General features: G+C 76.3%; 16 protein-coding genes. 10 read left to right on the plus strand and 6 right to left on the minus strand.

Annotated elements, in window-relative coordinates; translation table 11 throughout:
• Positions 1–93 precede the first annotated feature (93 nt).
• Complete coding sequence (locus tag ACZ6ZI_RS06160) at positions 94–834, plus strand: SDR family NAD(P)-dependent oxidoreductase (protein WP_469516698.1); 741 nt, start codon at positions 94–96, stop codon at positions 832–834.
• 232 nt (positions 835–1,066) lie between these two features.
• Here ACZ6ZI_RS06160 and ACZ6ZI_RS06165 read toward each other — a convergent pair whose 3' ends face one another.
• Genes ACZ6ZI_RS06165 through ACZ6ZI_RS06175 form a run of 3 tightly spaced genes read right to left on the minus strand, consistent with a single transcriptional unit; the run spans position 1,067 to position 3,791 of the window.
• A complete protein-coding gene (locus ACZ6ZI_RS06165) occupies positions 1,067–1,882 on the minus strand; it encodes a DUF4097 family beta strand repeat-containing protein (protein ID WP_469516701.1) in 816 nt (271 codons plus the stop codon).
• Positions 1,879–2,535: a response regulator transcription factor gene (locus tag ACZ6ZI_RS06170; protein WP_469516706.1), complete on the minus strand. Its 657-nt coding sequence runs from the start codon at positions 2,533–2,535 to the stop codon at positions 1,879–1,881. Before ACZ6ZI_RS06170 ends, ACZ6ZI_RS06165 begins: the two co-directional genes overlap by 4 nt.
• Entirely contained in the window at positions 2,523–3,791 is a 1,269-nt protein-coding gene (locus tag ACZ6ZI_RS06175) for a sensor histidine kinase (RefSeq protein WP_469516709.1), read from the minus strand. The genes ACZ6ZI_RS06170 and ACZ6ZI_RS06175 overlap by 13 nt, the downstream gene beginning before the upstream one ends.
• 173 nt (positions 3,792–3,964) lie before the next feature.
• On the opposite strand from ACZ6ZI_RS06175, the gene ACZ6ZI_RS06180 reads away from it, so the two are divergent.
• The gene (locus ACZ6ZI_RS06180; protein ID WP_469516712.1) at positions 3,965–4,378 is read left to right on the plus strand and encodes a hypothetical protein; all 414 of its coding nucleotides are present in this window, start codon (positions 3,965–3,967) and stop codon (positions 4,376–4,378) included.
• A gap of 75 nt (positions 4,379–4,453) precedes the next feature.
• Here the strand turns inward: ACZ6ZI_RS06180 and ACZ6ZI_RS06185 are convergent, their stop codons facing one another.
• Positions 4,454–4,864: an organic hydroperoxide resistance protein gene (locus ACZ6ZI_RS06185; protein WP_469516715.1), complete on the minus strand. Its 411-nt coding sequence runs from the start codon at positions 4,862–4,864 to the stop codon at positions 4,454–4,456.
• 138 nt (positions 4,865–5,002) lie between these two features.
• On the opposite strand from ACZ6ZI_RS06185, the gene ACZ6ZI_RS06190 reads away from it, so the two are divergent.
• On the plus strand, positions 5,003–5,476 hold the full coding sequence (locus tag ACZ6ZI_RS06190; protein ID WP_363060019.1) for a MarR family winged helix-turn-helix transcriptional regulator: 474 nt from the start codon (positions 5,003–5,005) through the stop codon (positions 5,474–5,476).
• Between the two features lie 116 nt (positions 5,477–5,592).
• Here ACZ6ZI_RS06190 and ACZ6ZI_RS06195 read toward each other — a convergent pair whose 3' ends face one another.
• Positions 5,593–6,048 carry a MarR family winged helix-turn-helix transcriptional regulator gene (locus ACZ6ZI_RS06195; RefSeq protein ID WP_469516718.1) on the minus strand — a complete coding sequence of 152 codons (456 nt, stop codon included), beginning with the start codon at positions 6,046–6,048 and terminating at the stop codon, positions 5,593–5,595.
• Between the two features lie 171 nt (positions 6,049–6,219).
• On the opposite strand from ACZ6ZI_RS06195, the gene ACZ6ZI_RS06200 reads away from it, so the two are divergent.
• Positions 6,220–7,722 (plus strand): MFS transporter, encoded by a 1,503-nt coding sequence (locus tag ACZ6ZI_RS06200; RefSeq protein ID WP_469516721.1) that lies wholly within the window; start codon positions 6,220–6,222, stop codon positions 7,720–7,722.
• A gap of 116 nt (positions 7,723–7,838) precedes the next feature.
• Here ACZ6ZI_RS06200 and ACZ6ZI_RS06205 read toward each other — a convergent pair whose 3' ends face one another.
• Positions 7,839–8,075, minus strand: coding sequence for a hypothetical protein (locus tag ACZ6ZI_RS06205; protein ID WP_469516726.1), 237 nt, complete (start codon positions 8,073–8,075; stop codon positions 7,839–7,841).
• Between the two features lie 199 nt (positions 8,076–8,274).
• On the opposite strand from ACZ6ZI_RS06205, the gene ACZ6ZI_RS06210 reads away from it, so the two are divergent.
• The 6 genes from ACZ6ZI_RS06210 to ACZ6ZI_RS06235 all read left to right on the plus strand — a co-directional run bounded on the left by ACZ6ZI_RS06210 (position 8,275) and on the right by ACZ6ZI_RS06235 (position 21,826).
• Complete coding sequence (locus tag ACZ6ZI_RS06210; protein ID WP_469516729.1) at positions 8,275–9,129, plus strand: DUF4132 domain-containing protein; 855 nt, start codon at positions 8,275–8,277, stop codon at positions 9,127–9,129.
• Positions 9,126–14,093: a DNA-binding protein gene (locus ACZ6ZI_RS06215; protein WP_469516732.1), complete on the plus strand. Its 4,968-nt coding sequence runs from the start codon at positions 9,126–9,128 to the stop codon at positions 14,091–14,093. The genes ACZ6ZI_RS06210 and ACZ6ZI_RS06215 overlap by 4 nt, the downstream gene beginning before the upstream one ends.
• A gap of 205 nt (positions 14,094–14,298) precedes the next feature.
• Positions 14,299–15,453 carry an ATP-binding protein gene (locus ACZ6ZI_RS06220; protein WP_469516735.1) on the plus strand — a complete coding sequence of 385 codons (1,155 nt, stop codon included), beginning with the start codon at positions 14,299–14,301 and terminating at the stop codon, positions 15,451–15,453.
• Positions 15,450–19,178: a DUF5682 family protein gene (locus ACZ6ZI_RS06225; RefSeq protein WP_469516738.1), complete on the plus strand. Its 3,729-nt coding sequence runs from the start codon at positions 15,450–15,452 to the stop codon at positions 19,176–19,178. The genes ACZ6ZI_RS06220 and ACZ6ZI_RS06225 overlap by 4 nt, the downstream gene beginning before the upstream one ends.
• Positions 19,175–21,106 (plus strand): hypothetical protein, encoded by a 1,932-nt coding sequence (locus ACZ6ZI_RS06230; protein ID WP_469516741.1) that lies wholly within the window; start codon positions 19,175–19,177, stop codon positions 21,104–21,106. The genes ACZ6ZI_RS06225 and ACZ6ZI_RS06230 overlap by 4 nt, the downstream gene beginning before the upstream one ends.
• Positions 21,107–21,451: 345 nt before the next feature.
• Positions 21,452–21,826: a hypothetical protein gene (locus ACZ6ZI_RS06235; RefSeq protein ID WP_469516743.1), complete on the plus strand. Its 375-nt coding sequence runs from the start codon at positions 21,452–21,454 to the stop codon at positions 21,824–21,826.
• The last annotated feature ends 75 nt before the right edge of the window (positions 21,827–21,901 follow it).

Consider the following 21,901-nt stretch of genomic DNA (forward strand, 5'->3'; position numbering starts at 1 on the left):
ATCTGCTTCCGTCATGCGATACGTTAGGATCCGGACGCCCAATTCGTCAACGGGCGTCCTTCGGAATTCGCCGGATTATCAGCAGGAGGAAAGATGAGCGAGACTCGAGTCGCCCTGATCACCGGTTCTTCTTCGGGAATCGGCGCTTCGATCGCCCGGCGACTGGCCGCCGAGGGAATGCGCGTGGTCGTGAATTCGACCCACAGCGTGAAGGCGGGGGAGGAATTGGCCGCCGCGCTCCCGGAGGCCGTCTACGTCCGGGGCGACGTCTCCGGGGCCGCCGACGCGCGGCGGATCGTGGAGACGGCCGTCGAGACCTACGGCCGGCTGGACGTCCTCGTCAACAACGCGGGCGTCACGCGCTTCGTGCCGCTCGACGACCTGGACGCGATCGACGCCGGCGCCTGGCGGGAGATCCTCGACGTGAACCTGGTCGGGGCCTGGCAGATGATCACCGCAGCAGTTCCCCACCTGCGGGAATCCGGATCCGGCTCCATCGTCAACATCTCGTCGGTCTCCGCGACCCGGGCCCTGGGCAGCTCGATCCCCTACGCCGTCAGCAAGGCCGCGGTCAACCACATGACCCGGCTGCTGGCCTCCCAGCTCGGCCCCTCGATCCGCGTCAACGCCGTCGCGCCGGGCCTGATCGACACCCCCTGGTACGAGGACGCGGAGGAGGTCTGGGAAAGCTCCCGCGACTGGATCACCCAGAACACCCCGCTGCGCCGGGTGGGTACGCCCGAGGACGTCGCGGAGGCGACGCTGTATCTCGTCAACGCGGCCTATACGACCGGGGACGTCCTCACCGTGGACGGCGGTCGCCACATCGTCTGACCGAATGCGGCGGGAATTTCCGCAGCATTCTCCTTTGTATTTCCATTCCCGGGCGGGCCGTAATCCGGCGCACTTTCGACGCCATTACGGTCCGCCCGGACACCAGGAGTCCTCCAGTGCTCCGGAGCGCGGCTGGAGTACCGCTCGACGGCCCCTCGCGCACCGCCCGACCGGGCGGGCGTCGGCCCGGCGGCCGCAGGGCCCGCCCCGCCGTCCGGCCGGACCCCACGGGTCAGGAGGGGGCGCCCCGGGGGGCGACGGTGGCGTGGCCGGCGTCGGCGGCGACGTCCAGGACCCGCGCCGAGGCGGGGTCGCGCAGGGAGTCCGCCACCTCGCAGCGGCCGGCGCCCACCCGCTCCCGGACCCGGTAGCGCGCCTCCCCGGGCAGGTTGAGCACCAATCGGCCCTCCCCCACACGGGCCGTCACCCGCTCGGGCGCGACCTCGAACGTGGCGTCCGCCCGACCGGAGTCGGCACGGATCTCGGCCTGCGGGGAGGCCAACCCGGTGGCCACGAGCCGGCCGGTGCCGACGTAGGCCCGCACGGGGCCCCGCAGCGCGCTCAGCGTCAGCGTGCCGGAGTCCACGTCGGCGTCGAGCGGACCCTCCAGGCCCGTGACGGACACCCGGCCCGAACCCCCCGACACCTTCACCGGGATCCCCGGGGGCACGGTCACCGTCAGCCGGATCGAACAGCCGAGGTCGGCCGAGGCCCCGGCGGGGCCCGCGCAGCGCGGGGTCAGGCGCAGGGTGTCGCCCAGCCGGCTCCGCTCCACCGCGGGCTCCCCGAGCGACCACGCGAAGTCGGCCCGGTAGCCGACCGGGCCGTCGCCGCGCGGGGTCAGGCTCACGTCCGCCGAGCCGGCGACGACCTCCAGGGCCGTGACGGCCCGCCCGCCGCCGTCCCCGTACGCCTCCCCGTACAGGGTCGTCTCGCGTACGGCGCCCGGCGGCCACAGCCACCAGGTCGCGGCGCCGATCACGAGCGCGGCGCCCAGCCACGCGGCGCAGTGCCAGGCGAACCGGCCGGCGGCGCCGCTCGCGGTCACGGTGTGCCGTCCAGGAATCGGAGCACCGCGAGGACGCGACGGTGGGCCTCGGCGGCCGGCGGCAGGTCCAGCTTGGCGAAGATGTTGTTGATGTGCTTGGCCACGGCGCTCTCGCTCACCACGAGTCCGGCGGCGACGGCCGCGTTGGAGCGGCCCTCCGCCATCAGGGCCAGGACCTCGCGCTCGCGCGGCGTGAGCCGCTCCAACGGGTCGGGGCCGCCGCCCCGGCGCAGCAGCAACTGGGCGACGACCTGGGGGTCGAGGGCCGTACCGCCGCCGGCGACGCGCCGCAGGGCGTCGATGAACTCCTCCACGTCGGCCACGCGTTGTTTCAGCAGGTAGCCGATGCCGGCGCCGGAACGCGTCGACAGCAGGTCTGCGGCGTAACGTTCCTCCACGTACTGGGAGAGCAACAGGACCGCCGTGTCGGGGTACTGGCCGCGGATCACGAGCGCGGCGCGCACGCCCTCGTCGGTGAAGCCGGGCGGCATGCGGACGTCCACCAGCGCGAGGTCGGGCCGGTGTTCCTCGACGGCGGCGAGCAGCCCCTCGGCGTCCGCGGTCTCGGCGGCCACCTCGAAGCCGGCCATTTCGAGGACCTTGACCAGACCTATGCGCAGCAGGACGGAGTCCTCGGCGATCACAGCCCGCACGGCAACTCCACGGTGACGAGGGTGGGTCCCCCGAGGGGGCTGTCGATCATTATCGTTCCGTCGACGGACCCCACGCGCTTGCGCAGGCCCACCAGCCCGGTGCCGCCGGCTGGATCCGCGCCGCCGACCCCGTCGTCGGTGACCTCGACGCGCAACACGTCCCCCCGGGCGGCGGCGACGCGGGTGACGCGCACCGAACACCGGCGGGCCCGGGCGTGCTTGGCGACGTTGGCCAGGGCCTCGGAGACCACGAAGTAGGCGACGGCCTCCACGGTGGCCCCCGGCCGCGCGGGCAGGTCGACGACCAACTCGACCGGCAGCGGGGCGCGGGCCGCGATGCCGGAGAGCGCGGCGTCGAGCCCGCGGTCCTCCAGGACGGCCGGGTGCAGCCCGCGCACCAGGTCGTTCAGTTCCTCGATGGCCTCCTTCGCCTCGCGGTGGGCCTCGTCGATGACGGCCCTGGCCTCGGGCGGCAGCCCGGTCAGCGTGGCGCGCGCGATGCCGAGGTTCATCGCGAGGGAGACCAGGCGTTGTTGCGCCCCGTCGTGCAGGTCCCGTTCGATGCGGCGCCGTTCGAGGTCGGCCGCGTCCAGTACGCCGGCCCGGCTCTCGGCCAGGTCCTCGACGCGCCGCAGCAGTTCACGCGACCGGTTGGGGCCCAGGAGGGCGCCCGCCGCGCCCGCGTCGAGCCGGGCCGCGGCCGCCGCCGTCCAGGGGGCGAGGAGCAGGGCCGACACTCCGATCAGCGTCAGCAGGTCGGCACGCGCCGCCCAGGCCTCGGGGTCCCCGGCGCTCCCGTCCTGGGGCAGCGCCCAGGACCAGGCGTACACGCCGGCGCAGACGGTTCCCCCGGCCCACAGGAGGACGAGGACGGCGCCGGCGAGCGCGGCGAGGGGGCTGACCGCCAGGTGGTAGCCGTACTGGCGCCACGTCGCGTCGGAACGCAGCCGTTCCGCGAGTCCGGCGACGGTGTGCCAGGGGTGGGCGCGCGCGACGGGCGGCACGTCGAGGTCGAGCAGCGACCGCAGGCGACTGCGCTGGAGGTCCGTCAGCAGGGGGCGGAGCGCGAGGACGAGCAGCAGCGGGACGACGCCGGGGCCGGGCGCGACCGTCGCCAGGAGGAGGCCAGCCACGAGCGGGAGGGCGGGCGGGATCGCGGCGACCGCGAACGCGGTGTTGCGCCTCGCCCAACGGGACCAGGGGGTGTGCGCCACGATCCAGGTCAAGGTACGTGTCGGCGCGCCGGGTTGTGCCATGCGTCCACGGTATGCGCCCTGGTCAGGGTCATGCCATCACACGGGGACCCGGTCGGGGGTGTACCTGGCACCACCCCGGGTTCGGGCCGCCGGACCACTGATCTTCGCCCGCTCGGCGGGGAGGGTTGGGGGGTGCCCGGGGGACGGACCGTCGGGCCGGAAGGAGTCCCGTCGTGAGCCTCACCACCACCCCGTGCCCGCCGGTTCGCCGCGTCCGCGCCCCGCGCCCGCCGCGCTTCGCCGCGGTGCTGACCGGGGCGGGGGTGGCCCTGCTGCCGTGGATGTGCGTACTGGCGGTGACGATGCCGCAGACGGCTCGGGTGTCCCACTGGGCCACCGCGTGGATCGGTCTGGACGCGATGCTCGCCGTCGGGCTGACGGCCACCGGGTTGCTGCTGCGCGGCCGGGATCCCCGTGCGGCGCCGGCCGCGGCGGCGACGGCCGCGCTGTTGGTGGTGGACGCCTGGTTCGACGTCACGACCTCGATGGGTACGGACGGCCGGGGCGCGGCGCTGGCCATGGCCCTCGCGGCGGAACTGCCCCTGGCCGCCGCGTGCGCCGCGGTGGCCGCGCGACGCACGGCGTGAGGGGGTCAGGGCGGACCCGTCGGGCCGTGCGTCGCGCGTGCTCGGGGCGTCCGGACCACTCGACGACGGTCCGGACTACTCGACGACGAGCTCGACGCGGATGTTGCCGCGGGTGGCCTTGGAGTAGGGGCAGACCTCGTGGGCCTGCTTGACGAGCAGGGCTCCGGTCTCGCCCTCCAGGGACTCGGGGAGCTCGACGCGCAGGGTGACGGCCAGGCCGAAGCCGCCGCCGTCCTGGCCGATGGAGACCTCGGCGGTGACGGAGACCTCGCTGGTGTCGACCTTCGCCTGGCGGCCGACGAGACCCAGGGCGCTGGAGAAGCACGCGGCGTATCCGGCGGCGAAGAGCTGCTCGGGGTTGGTGCCCTGGCCGTTGCCGCCGAGCGCCGGGGGCATGGCGAGCGCGAGGTCGATCTGGCCGTCGGTGCTGACGGCGCGGCCCTCGCGGCCGTTGGCGGTGGCTACGGCGGTGTACAGCGCGTCCATGGGAGGTCCTTCCGGAGGGAGGGGGATGGCGGGAGGGCCGCCGGCCGGTGCGGCCGGACCCTCGACCACAACTAGAGCACACAATTCAATTGTGCACAACTAAATCGCTCACAAGGAGGCTCCGGTACACTGGACGACATGACCGAGCAGCCCGCCGAAACCCTCCGCGACCAGGACTTCCTCCGCCTCGACGGGCAGATCTGCTTCGCGCTCAACGCGGCGAGCCGCGCCTTCGGGGGGCTCTACCGGGTGGTCCTGAAGGATCTGGGACTGACCTACCCCCAGTACCTGGTGATGCTGGTGCTCTGGGAGCACGGCACGCTGCCGGTCAAGCGGCTCGGGGAGCACCTGCGCCTGGACTCGGGCACGCTCTCGCCGCTGCTGAAGCGACTGGAGGCGGCGGGGCTGGTCCGTCGCGAGCGCAGCACCGAGGACGAGCGGTCCGTCCACGCCGTACTGACGGACGAGGGCGCCGCACTGCGGGACCGCGCGGTGGAGGTTCCCCGTCGCATCGCGGCGGCGACGGGCTTCGAGCTGGGCGAGATCCGCGAGCTCCAGGAACGCCTCGGCCGCCTCACGGCCGCCCTCGACGCCGCCGCGCCGCAGGACTGACAGACCCCCGACGTCGCACGCCGGCGCACGGCACCGGCGGGCCTCGCGCGGGAATCAGGCGCCTCGGGAATCGGATGCCGCACATCGGGCGCCGTGGAGATCGGACACCGCGGGAATCAGGCGTCGGAGTCGCGCTCCATGGTGGGGCGCAGCCGCTCCAGCAGGGCGTAGAGGGTGGCGCTCTCCGTCGCGTCCAGGGTGTCGAGCGCGCCGTGCGTGGCCTGCATCTCCTCGCGCACCCGGCGGATGACGTCACGACCGGCGTCGGTCGCCACGACGTTCTTGACCCGGCGGTCCACCGCCGAGGGCTCGCGGCGCACCAGTTCGCGCGCCTCCAGCCGGTCCACGATGCCGGTGACGTTCGAGGCGTCGCAGACGAGCAGGGTCGCGAGGCCGCGCATCGGGACGGGCCCCTCCAGCTGGGCCAGGACCCTGGCCTGCGTCGAGGTCAGTCCGTACCGGGCGGCGGCGGCCGCGAAGTCCCGCCACTGGGCGGTGCCGATCGCGGCGAGGAGCTCCAGCAGCTGGAGCTTCGTGGGGGCCTGCGACGTCCGCGGTGAGGTGGTGCTCATGAGCCCCGAGCCTACTCCGGGTGCTTGACATTATCAATTGTTTACTTGACCACCTTAACTATTGATGTCTACCTTCGAAGAACTTGATGACATCAACCATCTGCGTCCTGAAGCACCCGGGACCCAGTACCCCTTCCCTCCCCCAGCACCCATCGAAGGTCCGGTCAGCCCATGAGTTCCCCCGCATCCGCCCCCTCCGACGCGAGGAGCAGGAACGAGACGGTCATCGTCTTCGCCCTGAGCCTCGCCGCCATGGTCGTGTCGATGATGCAGACCCTTCCCGTACCGATCCTGGGCCTGATCCGCACCGACCTCGGCACCTCGACCGCCAACGTCAGCTGGGTGACCACCGCCACCCTGCTGTCCGCCGCCGTCTTCACCCCGCTCCTCGGCCGCTTCGGCGACCAGCACGGCAAGAAGCCCACCCTGGTCGCCGTCCTCGGCGTGATGGTCGCGGGCTCCGTCGTCGCCGCGCTCGCGACCTCCCTGCCGCTGCTGATCCTGGGCCGCGTGCTCCAGGGCGCCGCGACCGCGATCTTCCCGCTGGCCCTTTCCGTCCTGCGCGAGGAGGTCCGCCCGCAGAAGCTCCCGGGCGCGATGGCGCTGGTCAGCGGCACGCTGGCCTTCGGCAGCGGCCTGGCCCTGGTCGCCACGGGCCTGCTGACGTCCGGCTCGGACGCCGACTACCGCAACGCCTTCTGGATGGCGACCGGCTTCGCGACCCTGGCGCTCCTCGCCGTCGTGTTCCTGGTCCCGGCCACCCGCCACAAGACCGGCGGACGCACCGACTTCCTGGGCGCGCTGACCCTCGGCATCGTCCTGCTGCTGCTCCTGCTGCCCATCTCGCAGGGACACGAGTGGGGCTGGGCCTCGGCCCGTACGCTCGGCGGCTTCGCCGGCGCCGCCGTCATGACCGCGCTGTGGGTGCTGGTCGAGCGCAAGGTGCGCGAGCCCCTCGTCGACATGCGGATGTTCGTCCACCGCCCGGTCCTCATGGCCAACCTGGCCGGCGTCCTCGTCGGCTTCGGGATGTTCGCGAACTTCCTGGGCGTCTCCTACCTCGTCCAGATGCCGCACGCGCTGACCGGCTACGGCTTCGACGCCTCGATCCTGCGCGCCTCCGTGCAGTTCCTGCTGCCCGGCGCCATCGTCTCGCTCCTCGCCTCCCCCGTCGGCGGGCAGTTGGTGCGCCACCGCGGGCCGCGCGTCGCGCTCGGTCTCGCCGCCGCGCTGGGCGCCGTCGGTTTCGCCTGGCTGGCCCTGGACCACTCCCACACCGCGTCGGTGATCGGCGCCGGGATCGTCGTCGGCGCGGCCGTCAGCTTCGGCTACGCGGCCATGCCCGCCGTGATCATGTCCAGCGTCCCGCACCACCAGAGCGGCATCGCCAACGGCATCAACTCGATCTCCCGCTCCACCGGCAGCGCGATCGGCAGCGCGGTCGTCACCACCATCCTGGCGTCGAAGACCATCGAGCACCTCCCCGCCGGCGTGCCGCCGCTGCCCGCCGAGTCCGGCTTCACCCTCACCTTCTGGATCGGGGCCGCGGCCTTCGCCCTGGTCGCCCTGATCGCCCGGTTCGGGCTGCGCGGCCGTCAGGGCCCGCGCGTGGTCGAGCAGTCCGCCCCCGCACCGGCCGCCGAGCCCGTCGCCGAGCCGGCGAAGGTCGGCTGACCCCGCTCCCGCCCGCACGGGCGTACGCCGCCGCCCCCGGACTTCCCGGCCGGGGGCGGCGGCGTACGCGCGAAGGCCTCAGAGGTCCTTGAACTCCACCGGACCGCGGTCCATCGTCACGACCCCGTCGGCATAGAGCATCGGGCGGCTCTCCGAGTCCCGCCGACCCGTACGCCGTCCTGTTGCGGATGGTTGAAGAACACCGGGTCCGCGTCGTCGCGGACCCGGCCGGTCGCCGCCGGCAGCAGGGCCGAGACGTCCACCGCCGCCGACGTTTCCACGGTCACGACGAGCGGTCCGCCGGGCAGCGGATGGTTGCCGCCCTTGCCGAGTTCCACCGATGTCCGTGTCACGGTCCCGCCCCACTTCGCACTCCGAGCTCCCACGACGGGAATCCTCCCCCGAGGATCTGACCGGGGGCTATGCGGAGCCCAGCCGTCCGCGTTGTCGGTGGGGGTCGCTAGTCTCCCGATTACCGCAGCCCGGCAGCGTCGACGCGTTGCTTCGGGCTGCCCACGAACGGTGACGGACAGGGTCGAAGGGGCACGGCTGATGACTTGGCTGGCGTTGGAAGAGGGGTACGAGGTCTCCCTCGTCGAAGGGCGGGTCACCGCCCGGCGGCCCGCGGGGCGGCAGTTGAAGACGTTGCCCAAGGCGTTGCGCGACCACCCCGAGGTGGACCGGCTGCGCCGGCTCTCCGAGTGGCTGGAGCGCCACGAGGCGGCGTGCCTGGCCCAGGTGGACGCCTGGATGGTGTCCTCCCTGCCGGTGCCGACGGAACTCCTGGCCCGGGTCTGGCCCGACGCGGCCTGGCAGGAGGCGCTGCGCGACCTGGCGATCGTCGGCGAGGACCCGGACGAGGTGGGGTTCCTGCGCGACGTGACCGACTCCGGTGAGCTGAAGGTCCTCGACCTGGACGGGGAGACCGTACGTCTCTCCCCGCGCACGGTGACCCTGCCGCACCCGGTGCTGCTGCCGGACCTGGACGACGTACGGGAGTTCGCGGCGGAGCTGGGCCTCACCCAGCGCGTCGAGCAGATCCACCGCGCGACCTGGGTGAAGCCCGACGACGTACGCGCCGGCGCCACCGAGGTGTCGGACTACGCCGGCGGGGAGTACCCCAACCGGCAGGGCCTCGCCGCCCGGGCGACCGGCCTGGGCTACCGGGTCTCCGGCGGCTACGCCTGCCTGCGGATCCGCGACACCGGCCGCGCCGTCGAGGCGGCCGTGTGGATCGGCGAGCCCTACTGGGACGACGAGACCACCACCGGCGCACTGAACTGGAACGACGCGGACGGGCGGGCGGTACGACTCGGCGAGGTCGGACCGGTGGCCTGGTCCGAGGGCATGCGGATGGCCGCGGCACTGTACGCCGGGCGCAAGATCGAGGAGGGCGGGGACGCGTGAGCACCGACAACACGACCGACGGCATCGGGAACACCACCGGCGAGGCGCTGCTGGCGGCGGGCGCGGTCCTGCCCGTCGACGCCGCGGACGGGGGCCCGTCCGCCGTGCCGCTGACCGCGCGGGCCTACCGTCACCCGGCACTCGGCGACGAGCGGGTGGTGGTGCGCCTGGCGGCGGCCGAACTGGGCGCCGCCGAGGACCTCGCGGCCGGGTTCCTGGGCCTCGTACCGCACGGCGAGCCGGCCGTGGTGGGCCTCGGGCGGCGTTCGGCGCTCGGGTTCCCGGAGTGGGTGCTCGTGCACCACCCCGAGGACGGCCACCAGGCCCTCGCGCTCGTCCCCGAGCTCGACCGCCTCTCCCGCCAGGTGAAGACCAAGCCCAAGGCCGCCCTGGACGCCTGCAACGAACTGGCCGAGCGGCTCGCGGCCTCCGTCCCGCACTTCCTGCCCGTCTTCCACGAGCAGGCCGCCCGCGTCTTCCTCGGCGTCGAGAACACCACCTACGCCGCCCAGCTGTTCGGCAAGGCCCGCGCGAGCGAGACCCGGTTCGGCCTCGACATCGACGAGGACCGGCTCGACGCGGTCTTCCTGGAGTTCGCCCTGGCCGGGGCGCTGCCCGTGAAGGTCCTCACCGGGTACGGCAAGGAGCTGTCCCGCCGCGTCACCCCCGCCGAGGCCCTGGATCGCTTCCGGCGGCTGTGCGTGCGCCGCACCGCGGGCGGTCTGGCGCCGTCCGCTCAGGCCACGGTCGAGCTGCGCCGGCTGGCGCGGGCGGCCAAGGTCGACGCCGCGCGGGCCGAACAGGACTACCTCGCGGAGCTGCTGCCGCTGCCCGCCACCCCGAGGGCCGCCACCGGCTGGTGGACCGCGCACCGCGCGTCCCTCGTGGCGCTGGCCCGGCGCGAGCCGTCCGTACGCGGCACCCTGCTGGGGATGATCCCGCAGGGTTCCGGCGGGGCGGGCGAACTGGCGCCGTTCTGGCTGGAGTTGCTGGAGGAGTCCGGCGCGGTCGCGGGCCTCGTCGACGTGGACGCGCCCGAGGGCGAGGCCTCCCCCGACGGCACCTCCGGCTGGCTGGAGCGCTTCCACGCCTCCCGCTTCTCCGGCTGGCGCCGCGCCGGACACGCCCTGGCCGGCCTGCGCCCCCTCGTCGTCCGCTGCGCGCAGCGGCTGCGCGCCGAACTGGCCCTGCCGGGCCGGGAGGAAGGGCTGAAGCTCAACCTCCAGGACGTCAGCCTCGTCGACCTGCTGCTCTCCCTCGACGTGCCCGTGGCCGTCACGGACGCCATGGCCAACGGCACGATGGAGCTGGAGCGGTGGCGCGCCGACCCCGAGCGCCGCGACCTGGCCGCGCTGTGCGCCGACGAGCGGCTGCGGCCCACCTTCTTCCGCACCCTGCGCGGCGGCGACCGCAGCGCGCAGAACGTCGGCCGTGAGACGTTCCGGCTCCTGGCCGGCTCCCCGGGCAGCGCCGACCTGCTCGCCGAGTGGGTGCGCCTCGTCGCCGGCGAGACGCTCGACGCCGGTCTGCCCGAGCTGCCCGCCGCGATCAACCGACTGTCCTGGCTGCCCGACGAGGCCCTGGCCCTGGCTCCGAAGGAGGTCTCCCTCGCGGCCGGCCTCGACCTCGGCTCCGTCCTCGCCCACACCCTGCGCGGCGGCATGTTCGAGGAGTTGGTCTGGCCCGCCTGGGAGGAGGCCGTCTCCGGGATGTCCCCGCGGCGCGGCGACCACCGGTTGACGGTGATGGACGCCTGGCCGCACGTGATCGTGGCCAACTCCTCCCAGGTCCGGGTCATCGGGCCGGACTCCACCGTGCTGACGCACGACCTGCGGGTCCCCTCGGGCGGCCACCGGCAGGTCGGCTTCCACCACACCGACGACGACCTGCTCGTCTTCTGGGCCACCTACGAGGGCGAGGTGCGCGGCTACTGGCTCAGCGCCCCCGACGAGGTCCTGACCCTGGAGTCCTCCGCCACCTACTGGTCGGTGCGCACCGGACACGTCACCCTGCCGCTGCCCGGCGGCGGACGCACCACCGGCCACGGCGTGCTGCACCGCGGCGACAGCCGCGTCCCGGCGGAACGGCCGGTCCTCTCCGACGGCGTCACCCACTGGGTCTGGGAGCGGGGAGCGGAGGGCGAGGAGCCCGGCTGGTACGAGTACGAGCCCGCGGGCGGCGCCCTCGGGCGGCGTTCGCTGCCCGGCTTCCTCGCCGACGCCCTGCGCGACCACCCCGCGGGCAGCACCCTGGCCGACGGCGTCGCCCAGAGCTGGCTGCGCCCGGCGCCGACCGTCGAGGGCTCGGTGCTCGGCGCCCCCGTCGACGGGCTCCTCGGCTGGCGCACGGTGCGCCTGCCGGACGGGCGTTGGCACGGCCGCGACCAGTCCGGGCGGTCCGTGACCACGGCCGAGGGCGCCGCCGCGCCCCGGCACGCCGTGGCGCTGCCCGGCGACGACCGGCTGCGGGCGGTGTCCACGGACGGGCGCTCGCTGGTCATGACCGACCCCGAGGGCGTCGTGAGCGCGCAGCTCGGGCTGAGCCAACGGTCCACCGCGGCGGGCTACTCCGCCGAGGGGGCCGAGCTGCCCCCGCTCGCCTACTGGTACTGCCTGCGGGCGCGGGACCCGCGGGGGTCCGCGGTGCTGCGCGCCATGGACTCCGTACGGGCCGGCGCGCTGCTGAAGGCCGCCGCGGCGCAGGAGAAGGCGGAGCGGGTCCCCGAGGCCGTCGCCGAGGCGCTGCCCGAGATCGGCGAGGGTGCCCTGCTGCGCGGTGTGGTCGACCGGGTGCGCACCGCCCTGCGCCAGCGCAAGGAGCTGGCCCGGGTGGCGGCCGCCCTCGAACCGCGTCCGGTGGTGGCCCCGCAGCCCCGACCGGAGCGCGGGCCGACGGACAGGGACATCGACGCGGGCCTGAGCGGCCTGTTCACCTCGCGCCGGCACGGCTACAGCGCCGAGTCCGACGCCACCTTCCGGTACCTGCGCCTGCTCGCGACGGCCGTCGCGGACACCGCCGCCGAGGCCGTTCCCGGACGGCTGCACGTCGACGTCCCGCACGCCACGTTCAGCGCGTTCCCGTGGACGGAGGTGTTCCTGGAGCGGCCGGCCGCCGTGGCCTACCGCGCCGTCGTCACCGGGGTGACGGACGAACAGCGGGCCGCCCTGTGCCGCACGCTCGCGGAGGTCGACGCCCTCGGCCTCGCCTCCGGCGAGACCGCCTCGGGGCGCTGGCGCCGGATGCGGCTGCGCGTGGAGGGTGAGCTCCTGCGGGGCGTCGACGGGCGCGAACGCGGCCACGGCAGCCGGCACCGTACCGCGCTGCCGCTCGGCGAGGGCGCCGTGCTCGGGGTGACCGACTTCTTCGAGGGGCCCGCCGGGGGGCGGGACTTCAACGCGCTGCTGCACGACCCGAGCGGCCGCTTCGCGGTGCCCGCGCCCTACACCGGCCGCGTCCTGCCCGGGCCGACGGCGGTGCCGGGCGATCCGGAGCGCGGCGCGAACTGGCTGGGCGCGTTCCTCAAGGAGGCGGCCGAGCGGGGTCCGGCGCCGTGGTTCCCGGAGGCCGCCGCCGAGTTCACCCGACTGACCGGGGTGAACGCCACCCTGGCACGGGTGGTCGTGGCGGGTCTGCCGCAGCTGGACACCTACGACCGCGGCTTCCTGACCGCCGAACTGCGGGCGACGCTCGGCATCAAGGCCACGCCCGCCGGGCACGCCCGCGAGGAGCTGAACTCCCTGTCCGCGGACGTGCGCCGGGAGCTGGTGGCGGCGCTGCTGCCGGCCGATCCGGCCCTGCTGTGGACGCGGGGCCCGGACGTGGCCGCGGCCGCGCTGGTGTGGAACGAGCGCGTGGGACGGCGCACGCCGGTGCCCGAGGAGCTGCTCGCCGACGCCGCGAAGGAGGTCCGCGTACCGTGGCCGCCGCACCGGGCGCTGCCCGATCTGCTCGGCCCCGACCTGTCCCCCGTGCTGTCCCGGGACGTCGACCACCCGCTCGCCCGGAACGGGGCGGGTGACGAACCGACCGGTCCGCGCTTCGGCACGCAGACGCTGACCAGCGCCGTGGCCCTCACGGCCTGGCTCGCGCACCGCCTGCCGGCCGGGGACCCCCTGCGGGCCTGCCTGCCGCCGGCCCTCACGGCGGTACGGCGGCGGCTGGCCCACCCGGGGCTGATGCTCGGCGTCGGGCACTGGGTACACGCGGAGAAGTTCCGCGAGGCGGCCGGAACCCCGACGGAGACCGGGGAGGGCTACGAACGCTACGGCGCGGTCGTGCTGCACCCCCGGGGCGGGTACGCCGACACCTCGGTGCTGCCGGCGCGGCTCGACTCGACGGGTTCCGACCCGTACCTGCCGCTGCTGCGCGGGACGGACCAGACGCCGTCCGGGCCGGAGACGGCGCTGCGGCTCGCGCACGATCCGGCGTTCGCGGCGCTGCTCGCCGACCCGGGCGTGCCCGCGGCCGGCGAGGCCGGCGCGGACGGCACCTGGTGGCCGCAGGACCCGGGCCGTTCGGTGCCGGAACTGGTGGCCGAAGCCTCGTCCGCGTACGGGCTGGGCGCGGACGCCGCCTGCCTGTACCTGGCGCTGCTGGCCATGCCCGACCCCACGGACCGCAACACGGCGCGCTGGACCGGTTGGAAGCCGGCGCGACTGAAGGCGGCCCGCGCCGAACTGGCCGCGACCGAGCTGGTGGTGGAGGCCGCGCGGCCCCGGGCCGGACGCTCCTTGTTCCTGCCCGGGGCCTGGGCCGAGCCGCAGGCGCCGGCGCTGCCCGTGGAGACGTGGAAGCTGCCGATGTACGCGATGGCGCCGGGCGGGGCCGCGGTGTTGGGCGCCCTGGTGCCCACGCTGCCCGCCGCGGACCTGTACCGCCGGGCCTGGGCGCGGGTCGTCGAGGGCGACGTGCCGCGCTTCGAGGCGCTCGACGTGAAGCGCGCGCCGGCCCGCCGGCGCCGCTGACCGGAGCGGCCCGGGCGCGGCGGGGGACGGCGGGGACGGCCGGGGCGGTGGGTGTACCCACCGTCCCGCCTCCCGCCGCGCCCCGCCTCACCCGCCTCCCCGCGGCTCCGCTCCTCGCACCGGACCGCACCCCGCGGTGCGCACCCGCACCGCTCCCGACCGACCGCCACCCGACCGACCGCCACCGATCGACCCAGAGGACCCGATGACCGTCACCGAACAGTCCGCCCCCGCACGGCAGGTCATGCCCGCCGAGGAGCGGTACGCCTCCGAGCTCGCCTTCCTCGCCGCCCAGGACACCGGCCCCCGACCGCCCGGCTGGGCGCTCACGCCGCGCGCCGTCGTCACCTTCGTGTGCGGCAGCGGGGGCGAGGAGCTGGCCCTGCCCAAGCGGCGGGCGGGCCTGCCGACGAAGCTGGTGATCGCCCCGAAGTTCGTCGGGGAACGCGCCCTGGTGGAGCGGTGCGTGGTCACCCTCGCCGGCGAGCGCGGCCTGCTGCTGACCGGCGAGCCCGGCACCGCCAAGTCGATGCTGTCCGAGCTGCTCTCCGCCGCCGTGTGCGGGACCAGCGCGCTGACCGTGCAGGGCACGGCCGGCACCACCGAGGACGCCTTCCGGTACGGGTGGAACTACGCGCTGCTCCTCGCGCAGGGCCCCACCTCCCAGGCCCTTGTCGACTCCCCCGTGCTCGCGGCGATGCGGACGGGCCGGGTGGTGCGCGTGGAGGAGATCACCCGCTGCCTGCCCGAGGTGCAGGACGCGCTGGTCTCGATCCTGTCCGACCGCCGGGTCAGCGTTCCGGAACTGACCGCGACCGAGGACTCGACGGTCTCCGCGGCCCCGGGGTTCACGGTCATCGCCACCGCCAACCTGCGCGACCGGGGCGTGTCGGAGATGTCCGCCGCCCTCAAGCGGCGCTTCAACTTCGAGACCGTCGCGCCGATCGCCGACGCCGACGCCGAGGCCACGCTGATCCGGCGGCAGGCCGTGGCGGCGGTGGAGCGGGCCGGCGCGGCCTTCGGGGTGGACGACGCGGTGCTGGACGCGCTCGTCACCGTCTTCCGGGACCTGCGCTCGGGGCGCAGCGCGGAGGGCTGGGACGTGGAGCGGCCCGGTACGGTCATGTCCACCGCCGAGGCCGTGCAGGTGGCCGCCTCGCTCGGGGTGGCGGCGGCGTACCTGCCGGGCGGGGACGTGCTGGACCTGTTGCCGGGGCACCTGCTGGGCGTCGTGCGCAAGGACGACCCGGCCGACCACGGGCGGCTGCTCGGGTACTGGGACGGTCCGGTGCGCCGGCGCGCCGAGGACGGCTCGGCGATGTGGCGCCGGCTGTGGGACCTGCGCGGGAGCCTGCGTTGACGGACACCTCCGGCACCGATCCGCGGGAGGCGGTGGACGCGCTCGCCGCGTCGCGCGCGCCGTACCTGCTGGGGGTGCGCCACCACAGTCCCGCGTTGGCGGCGATGGTTCCGGCGCTGCTCGACGCGGCGGAACCGGACGTGCTGTGCGTGGAGCTGCCCACCGACTTCCAGCGGTGGCTGGTCCACCTGGCCGACCCCGAGACCCTCGCCCCGGTGGCCCTGGCGGGTCCGGGGCGCGGGGGCCTGCCGGCCTTCTACCCGTTCGCCGACTTCTCGCCCGAACTGGCCGCGATCCGCTGGGCGCGGGAGCGGGGCGTGGAGGTGCTCTGCTGCGACCTGCCGCTGACGGACCGGGGTTGGGACGCCGACGGACCGGACGCGGAGCCCGCCCCGGCGGCCGGCCCCGGCGCGGCCCCCGGGATCGACGCGGAGCCGGTCACGGCTCCGGGCGCCGCTCCCGTACCCGCTCCGGCCGGCGCCGCTGCGGTCGTCACCGCGGGCCGGCGCGCGTTCGCCGAGGGGCTCGCCGCCCGCGGCACCGGGCGCGACGGGGACGACCTGTGGGACCGGGCCGTGGAGGTCCTGGCCCCGGGCTGCTCCCCCGAGGCCGTGCGCCGCGCGGCGTTGGGCGTCGGCTGGGCGTTGCGCACGGACACGGGAGCCGTCGCGGCGACGGACCTGGCCCGGGAGGCCCACATGCGGCGGGTGATCACCGCCGCCTCGGCGGGCGGACGCCGGGTCGCGGCCGTGATCGGCGCCTTCCACGCGCCCGCCCTGGCCGTGCCGCCCACCGGCACCGGCACCGGCACCGGCACCGGCACCGACACCGAAACCGACACCGACACCGACACCGACACCGGCAAGGTCCCCGGCCCCCACGCGCACCCGGAGGGGGACGCGGCCCACGCGCCGGACGAGGCGGTCACCTCCTTCGTGGCGTACTCGTACGACCTGCTGGACTCCCGCTCCGGCTACCCCGCCGGAATCCGCGACCCGCTGTGGCAGCAGGCCGTGTTCGAGGCGGGCGGGGACCCGGACCGGCTGCGGGAGGCGGCCTCGGTCGCCGTCACCGCCGTCTGTCGCGAGCTGCGCCGCGCCGGCCACACCGCCGGCACCGGCGAGGCCGCCGAGACCCTGCGCCTGGCCTGCGACCTGGCGGCGCTGCGCGGGCTGCCCGCGCCCGGCCGCGGCGAACTGCTGGAGGCCGTGACGGCGGTCCTCGGCCAGGGTGAACTCCTGGGTCGGGGACGCGCGTTGGCCAAGGCGCTGGAGGCCGCGCTGGTCGGCGCGGGACGTGGCCGCACCACCCCGCACGCCCCGCGCAGCGGCCTCGGCCCCTCCGTCGAGGCGGAGCTGTCCGCGCTGCGGCTGCCGTCGCCCGAGGACCCCGCCCCGCGCGAGGTGCGCCTCGATCCGCTGCGCTCCGCGCTGGACGGGCGGCGCGAGGTGCTGCTGCGGCGCCTGCTGGTGTGCGGCGCCTCGTACGGGGAGCCCGTCGCCGTCGCCGCCACCGGCGACGGCACCGCCCTGGGCAGCAAGTGGCGCCTGTCCTGGACCCCGGCGGTGCCGGCCCGCCTCGACCTGGTGGGGGTCCGCGGCGTCACCGCCGCCCAGGCCGCCGCCGGAACGCTGCGGGACGTGGCGCGCCGCCAGGCGGCCGAGGGCGGCCCGACGGCGGCGCAGATCCTGACCGGGCTGGAGGCCGCCGCGCGGTGCGACCTGCCCGAGCTGGTCGACGTACGGCTGGAGGAGGTGGCGACCGTCCTGCCGGACACGGCCGGCGTGGCCGAACTCCTGGAGGCAGCCGACCTGTTGGAGGGGCTGCGGCGCGGTCACCTCCCCGGCGCCGACGAGGCCTCCCGTGAGCGGGCCGCCGTACTCACCGGCGAGCTGATCGACGCGGCCGTACGGTCCCTGCCCGGACTCGCCGGCAGTGACGACCCGGCCGACGCCCGGTCCCTGGTGGCCCTCGCCGACCGGGTCGCGGCCCGCCGCCTGGGGCTGCGGATGGACGCGTGCCTGACGGAACTCGCCACCGGTGCGAGCCCGTTGATGCGCGGCGCCGCCCTGGCCGTACGCGTGCTGCTGGACCTGGATCCGGCGGCCGGGCTGGGTGCGCGCGTCGCCGCCTGGATCGACGGCGCGACCTCCGCCGACGGGCGGCGCGCCCTGGGCCGTCGGCTGGCCGGTGTCCTGAGCGCGGCCGGCCCCCTCCTGGGGGCCTCCCCGGCCGCCGTCGCCCCGCTGCTGGACCGGGTGGACGACCTGTCCGACGAGGCCTTCCTGGAGCGGCTGCCCGCGCTGCGCGGCGGGTTCGACGCACTGTCCCCGGCCGCCCGCGACCGGCTGTTGGAGACCGTCACGGAGCGGCTCGGGGACCGCGTCGACGTGTCGCTGGACGCCTCGCCCGCGCTGCTGGCGCTGTGGGCCGCCGCCGACGCGGCCGGCCGGGCCGCGCTGAAGGCCCTCCCGCCCGCCGCCGGTCCGGACGCGGGCGCTCCGGACCGCGCCGGGACGCCCGGGGAATCCCCCGCGCCGGCGGGTGCCGGGATCCACGGGTCGCCGGACCCGACCCGCGCGCCGCGCGAGGCAGCTCCCGACGGCCGACGACTCGCCCCCGCGGACCGGTGGCGGCTGCTGCTGGGTCGGCAGCGCGACCGCCTGCCGGCCGGCGCCGGCCGCTACGCCCGCGCCCTCGACGAGCTCTACGGCGCCGGGCGGGGCGAGGGCTCCGGCGACCTCGACCGGGGTGGCGCGGGCGGCGGCGACGGGCCCTCCTTCCCGACGGCCCGGGAGTGGTCGCGGGAACTGGAGTCCCTCTTCGGGGAGGACGTGCGCGAGGAGGTGCTCGCCGACGCGGCCGAGGCGGGCCGCAGCGACGTGCTGGCCCAGCTCGACCCCGCCTCGGTGCGCCCGTCCGTGGAACTGCTCGGCTCCGTGCTCTCGCTGGCCGGGGGCATGCCGGAGCAGCAGCTCTCCCGGCTGCGGCCCCTGGTGCGGCGGCTGGTCGACGAGCTGGCGAAGGAGCTGGCGTCGCGACTGCGCCCGACCCTGTCGGGTCTGGCCACCGCGCGTCCCACGCGCCGTCCCGGCGGGCCGCTCGACCTGGCGCGGACCCTGCGGGCCAACCTGGCGCACACCCGGCGCCTGGACGACGGCCGGGTGGTCGTCGTGCCGGAGCGCCCGGTGTTCGCCACCCGCGCCTCGCGGGAGTCGGACTGGCGGCTGGTCCTGGTGGTCGACGTCTCCGGCTCGATGGAGGCCTCCGTCATCTGGTCGGCGCTGACGGCGGCGGTACTGGGCGGCGTTCCCACGCTGTCCACGCACTTCCTGGCGTTCTCGACGCAGGTCGTGGACCTCACCGACCGGGTGGACGACCCGCTGTCGCTGCTGCTGGAGGTCCGCGTCGGCGGCGGGACGCACATCGCCGGGGCCCTGGCGCACGCCCGGTCCCTGATGACCGTGCCGAGCCGCACGCTGGTCGTGGTGGTCAGCGACTTCGAGGAGGGCGCCCCGCTCGGCGGCCTGCTCGGGGAGGTGCGCGCCCTGGCGGCCTCCGGCGCCCATCTCCTGGGCTGCGCCGCCCTCGACGACGCGGGGACGCCCCGCTACTCGGTGCCGGTGGCGCGGCAGCTCGTGGCGGCCGGCATGCCGGTGGCCGCCCTCAGCCCTCTCGCCCTCGCCCGCTGGGTGGGCGACCGACTCCGTGGGGAGCCCCGTTGAACAGCAACAGCGTCGTGACCGGGGCGGGCACCGGGGTGCTCCCGCCGGTCGCCCCCGAGGTGCTCGCCGAGGCCGTGGAGAACCTCAGTGCCCGCCTGCGCAAGAAGCTCGACGCGGCGGTCGCGGAGTGCGGGGCGCGGGCCGTGGCCGGGGAGGGCGGCGGGGTCGACGTCCGCTTCGGCGAGGACGCGCTGGTCACGCTGCGACCCGGTCCCTCGGGGGTGGTCGCGCGGGCCGAGGAGGCCTCCTGCACCTGCCTGTTGGCCCCGCGCTGTCTGCACCGGGCGGCGGTACTGGGCGCGGCTCCACCCGCTGATCCACCGGCGGATCCGCCGGCGGACGAGGCCGGGTCGCAGCCCTCGGCCGTACCGGGTGCCGAGCCGGCCGCCGCGGGTCCGGGGGCGGCGGGCGAGGACGTGGCGGGAGCCGCACCGGGGTCGAGCGCCACCCCGACCGAGGGGGCGGGGACGGAGCGGGACCCGACGCCGCTCACCCCGGCGCAGGTGCGGGCGGGTGCGGCCCTGTGGGCGGCCGCCGCCGAGGCCCTCGCCGCCGGAGTGAGCGCCGGAGGGGTGGTGGTCCAGGCCGAGTTGCTGCGGGCCGCGCACACCGCGCGCCTGGCGGGGCTGCCCCGCGCGGAGGCCGCGGCCCTGCGCGTCGTACGGGGACTGCGCGGCGCCCGGGAGCGGGCCGCGGGGCAGCGGCTCACGGACCTGGCGGCGGCCTTCGGCGAGTTGCTGCGCACCGCCGCGTGGGCGGCGTCCGGATCCCCCGGCGCCGGGGTGAGCGGCGGCGGTCGCCGGGCCTACGCGGCCGGCGGCAGCCTGCTGGTGCACGGCCTGTGCCGGGAGCCGGTGCTGACCGCGACCGGGTACGGGGGCGTGGTCACCCACCTGCTCGGTGACGACGGCTCCCCGTACACGGTGTCCGACGTACGGCCGGGCGGCCTCGCCCGCGCGCGCGGCGCCGGCGGCGCCTCCGTGGCCCTCGGCGGTGCCGTGCTCGACCACGCGGGGCTCTCGCGCGGGGGGCTGCGCGTCGTCGGCGCGACGGTGTCCGCCGACGGCAGGCTCGGTTCCGGACGGGGCGTACGGGCCACCCCCGTACCGGGGTTGCCCTGGGACCGGGAGCCCGTGGCGGCGCTGTTCGCGCGCCCGGCCGCGGAGGCGGTGGGGGCGGCCCTGGCCGAGGCGGAGGCCGACGCGGGCACGGCCGCCGGGGTGCGGCTGCTGGGCTGCGACGTGGAGGTGGTGGGCGCGGCCGGCGAGCACCTGCTGGTCCGGGAGCTGTCGCCGCGGGGCGCCGTACGCCCCGACGCGCCGCTCCTGCGGCTGCGGGCCGCGCACCCGCACCCGGAGCTGGCGCACATCGCGAACCTGCGCCGGTTGGCGGGGTGTCCGGGACTGGCGGTGCGCGTCCTGGGCCGGCCGGACCTGGACCGGGCGGCGACGCTGAGCCCGCTGGCCGTGGGCCCGGTGCCGGGGGCCGCGTACACGCTGCGGCTGCCGCCGGAGTGGCGGGGGCGGGCGGACCTCGGCTACGACCGCCTCCAGGGCGGCCACGTCGAGGGTCCGGCGCAGGCGGGGCCGGTCGGGCCCGTCGATCCGGGTCCGGATCCGCTGGCCGACTCTCCGCTGTGGCGGGTGCGTCGGCTGTTGGAGGCGGGTGTCGCGGGCGGACGCCGGGCGGTGGCGGAATCGGCCGGGGGGCCGCAGTCCCTGTCGGCGTACGGGCCGCTGCGCCGGGCCGGCTTCGGGGCGGCGGCCGAACTGGTCGGCGCGCTGGTCACCGAGGCGGACCGGCGCTCGCGCGACGGTTTCGGCCGGCTCACCGACCCCTCGGCCGACGGGTACGCCCGCCGCTGGCTGGAGGCGTTCACCCACCTGAGCGCCGCTCAGCGGTCGCTGGTCGCCGCGTCCTGGGCCTGACCCGGCGGCTCCGGCGCACGCGGGGCCGGCGCGCGCTCGGGCGCGTTTTGGCCAACTCCCCCCGGCCCGGCGCACCATCCTCGCGCCGGGCCGGGGCCGCTGCGCGGAGGTGTCGCGGGTGAGCGACGCACCCGGGACCGCGGGCGGGGGCCGGCCGGTTCTCGCCCCCGTGCGCACCTTCGGTCGGGGTTCCTCCGCGGCGGGCCCGTTCGCCGCCCACACTCGAAGCACGACGACCGGGAACGGCCACGAACGGCCACGAACGGCCACGACGGCTCCGGGCGATCAGGGACGGGCCGGTGGCTCCGGGCCGCCGCGGGGCGACTTCGACGGGAAGGGGATCCGATGGCACGGGAGGGACTGCGGCGGGCCGCGGGCGCCGGCCGCGGCCGCGGCCGGATCGTGCGGCGCTCGCCGGCGACGGCCTTCGGGGTGGTCGTGGCGGCGGCCGCGGTCCTCGTCGTCCGGACGGCGTGGGCGGCCTGGGCGACGGTGACCCCGCACTGGCCGACGGCCTTGGCGGCGGCCCTCACGGCGGGCGCGGCGCTCGGGTGGCGGGCCGTCAACGCGGCGGCCGAACAGCACGGCGGGGCAGGGGCACCCGGGGTGGCGGGAACGGGCGGAGTGACGGGTACGGGCGGGGCCCGGCTCGTCGGTGACGTCCGGCGCCGGGGCCCGGTGCGGCCGGCGCGCGACCCGGGGCCGTCGGCAGGACCGTGAACTGCCGCGCGGACGGCGCCCGGTCGGGGGGCGGAGGCCCGGTGCGGGGTTGGATGTCCGGTTATGGGTAGTCTT

This window comes from Streptomyces sp. NPDC103540, assembly GCF_055584445.1.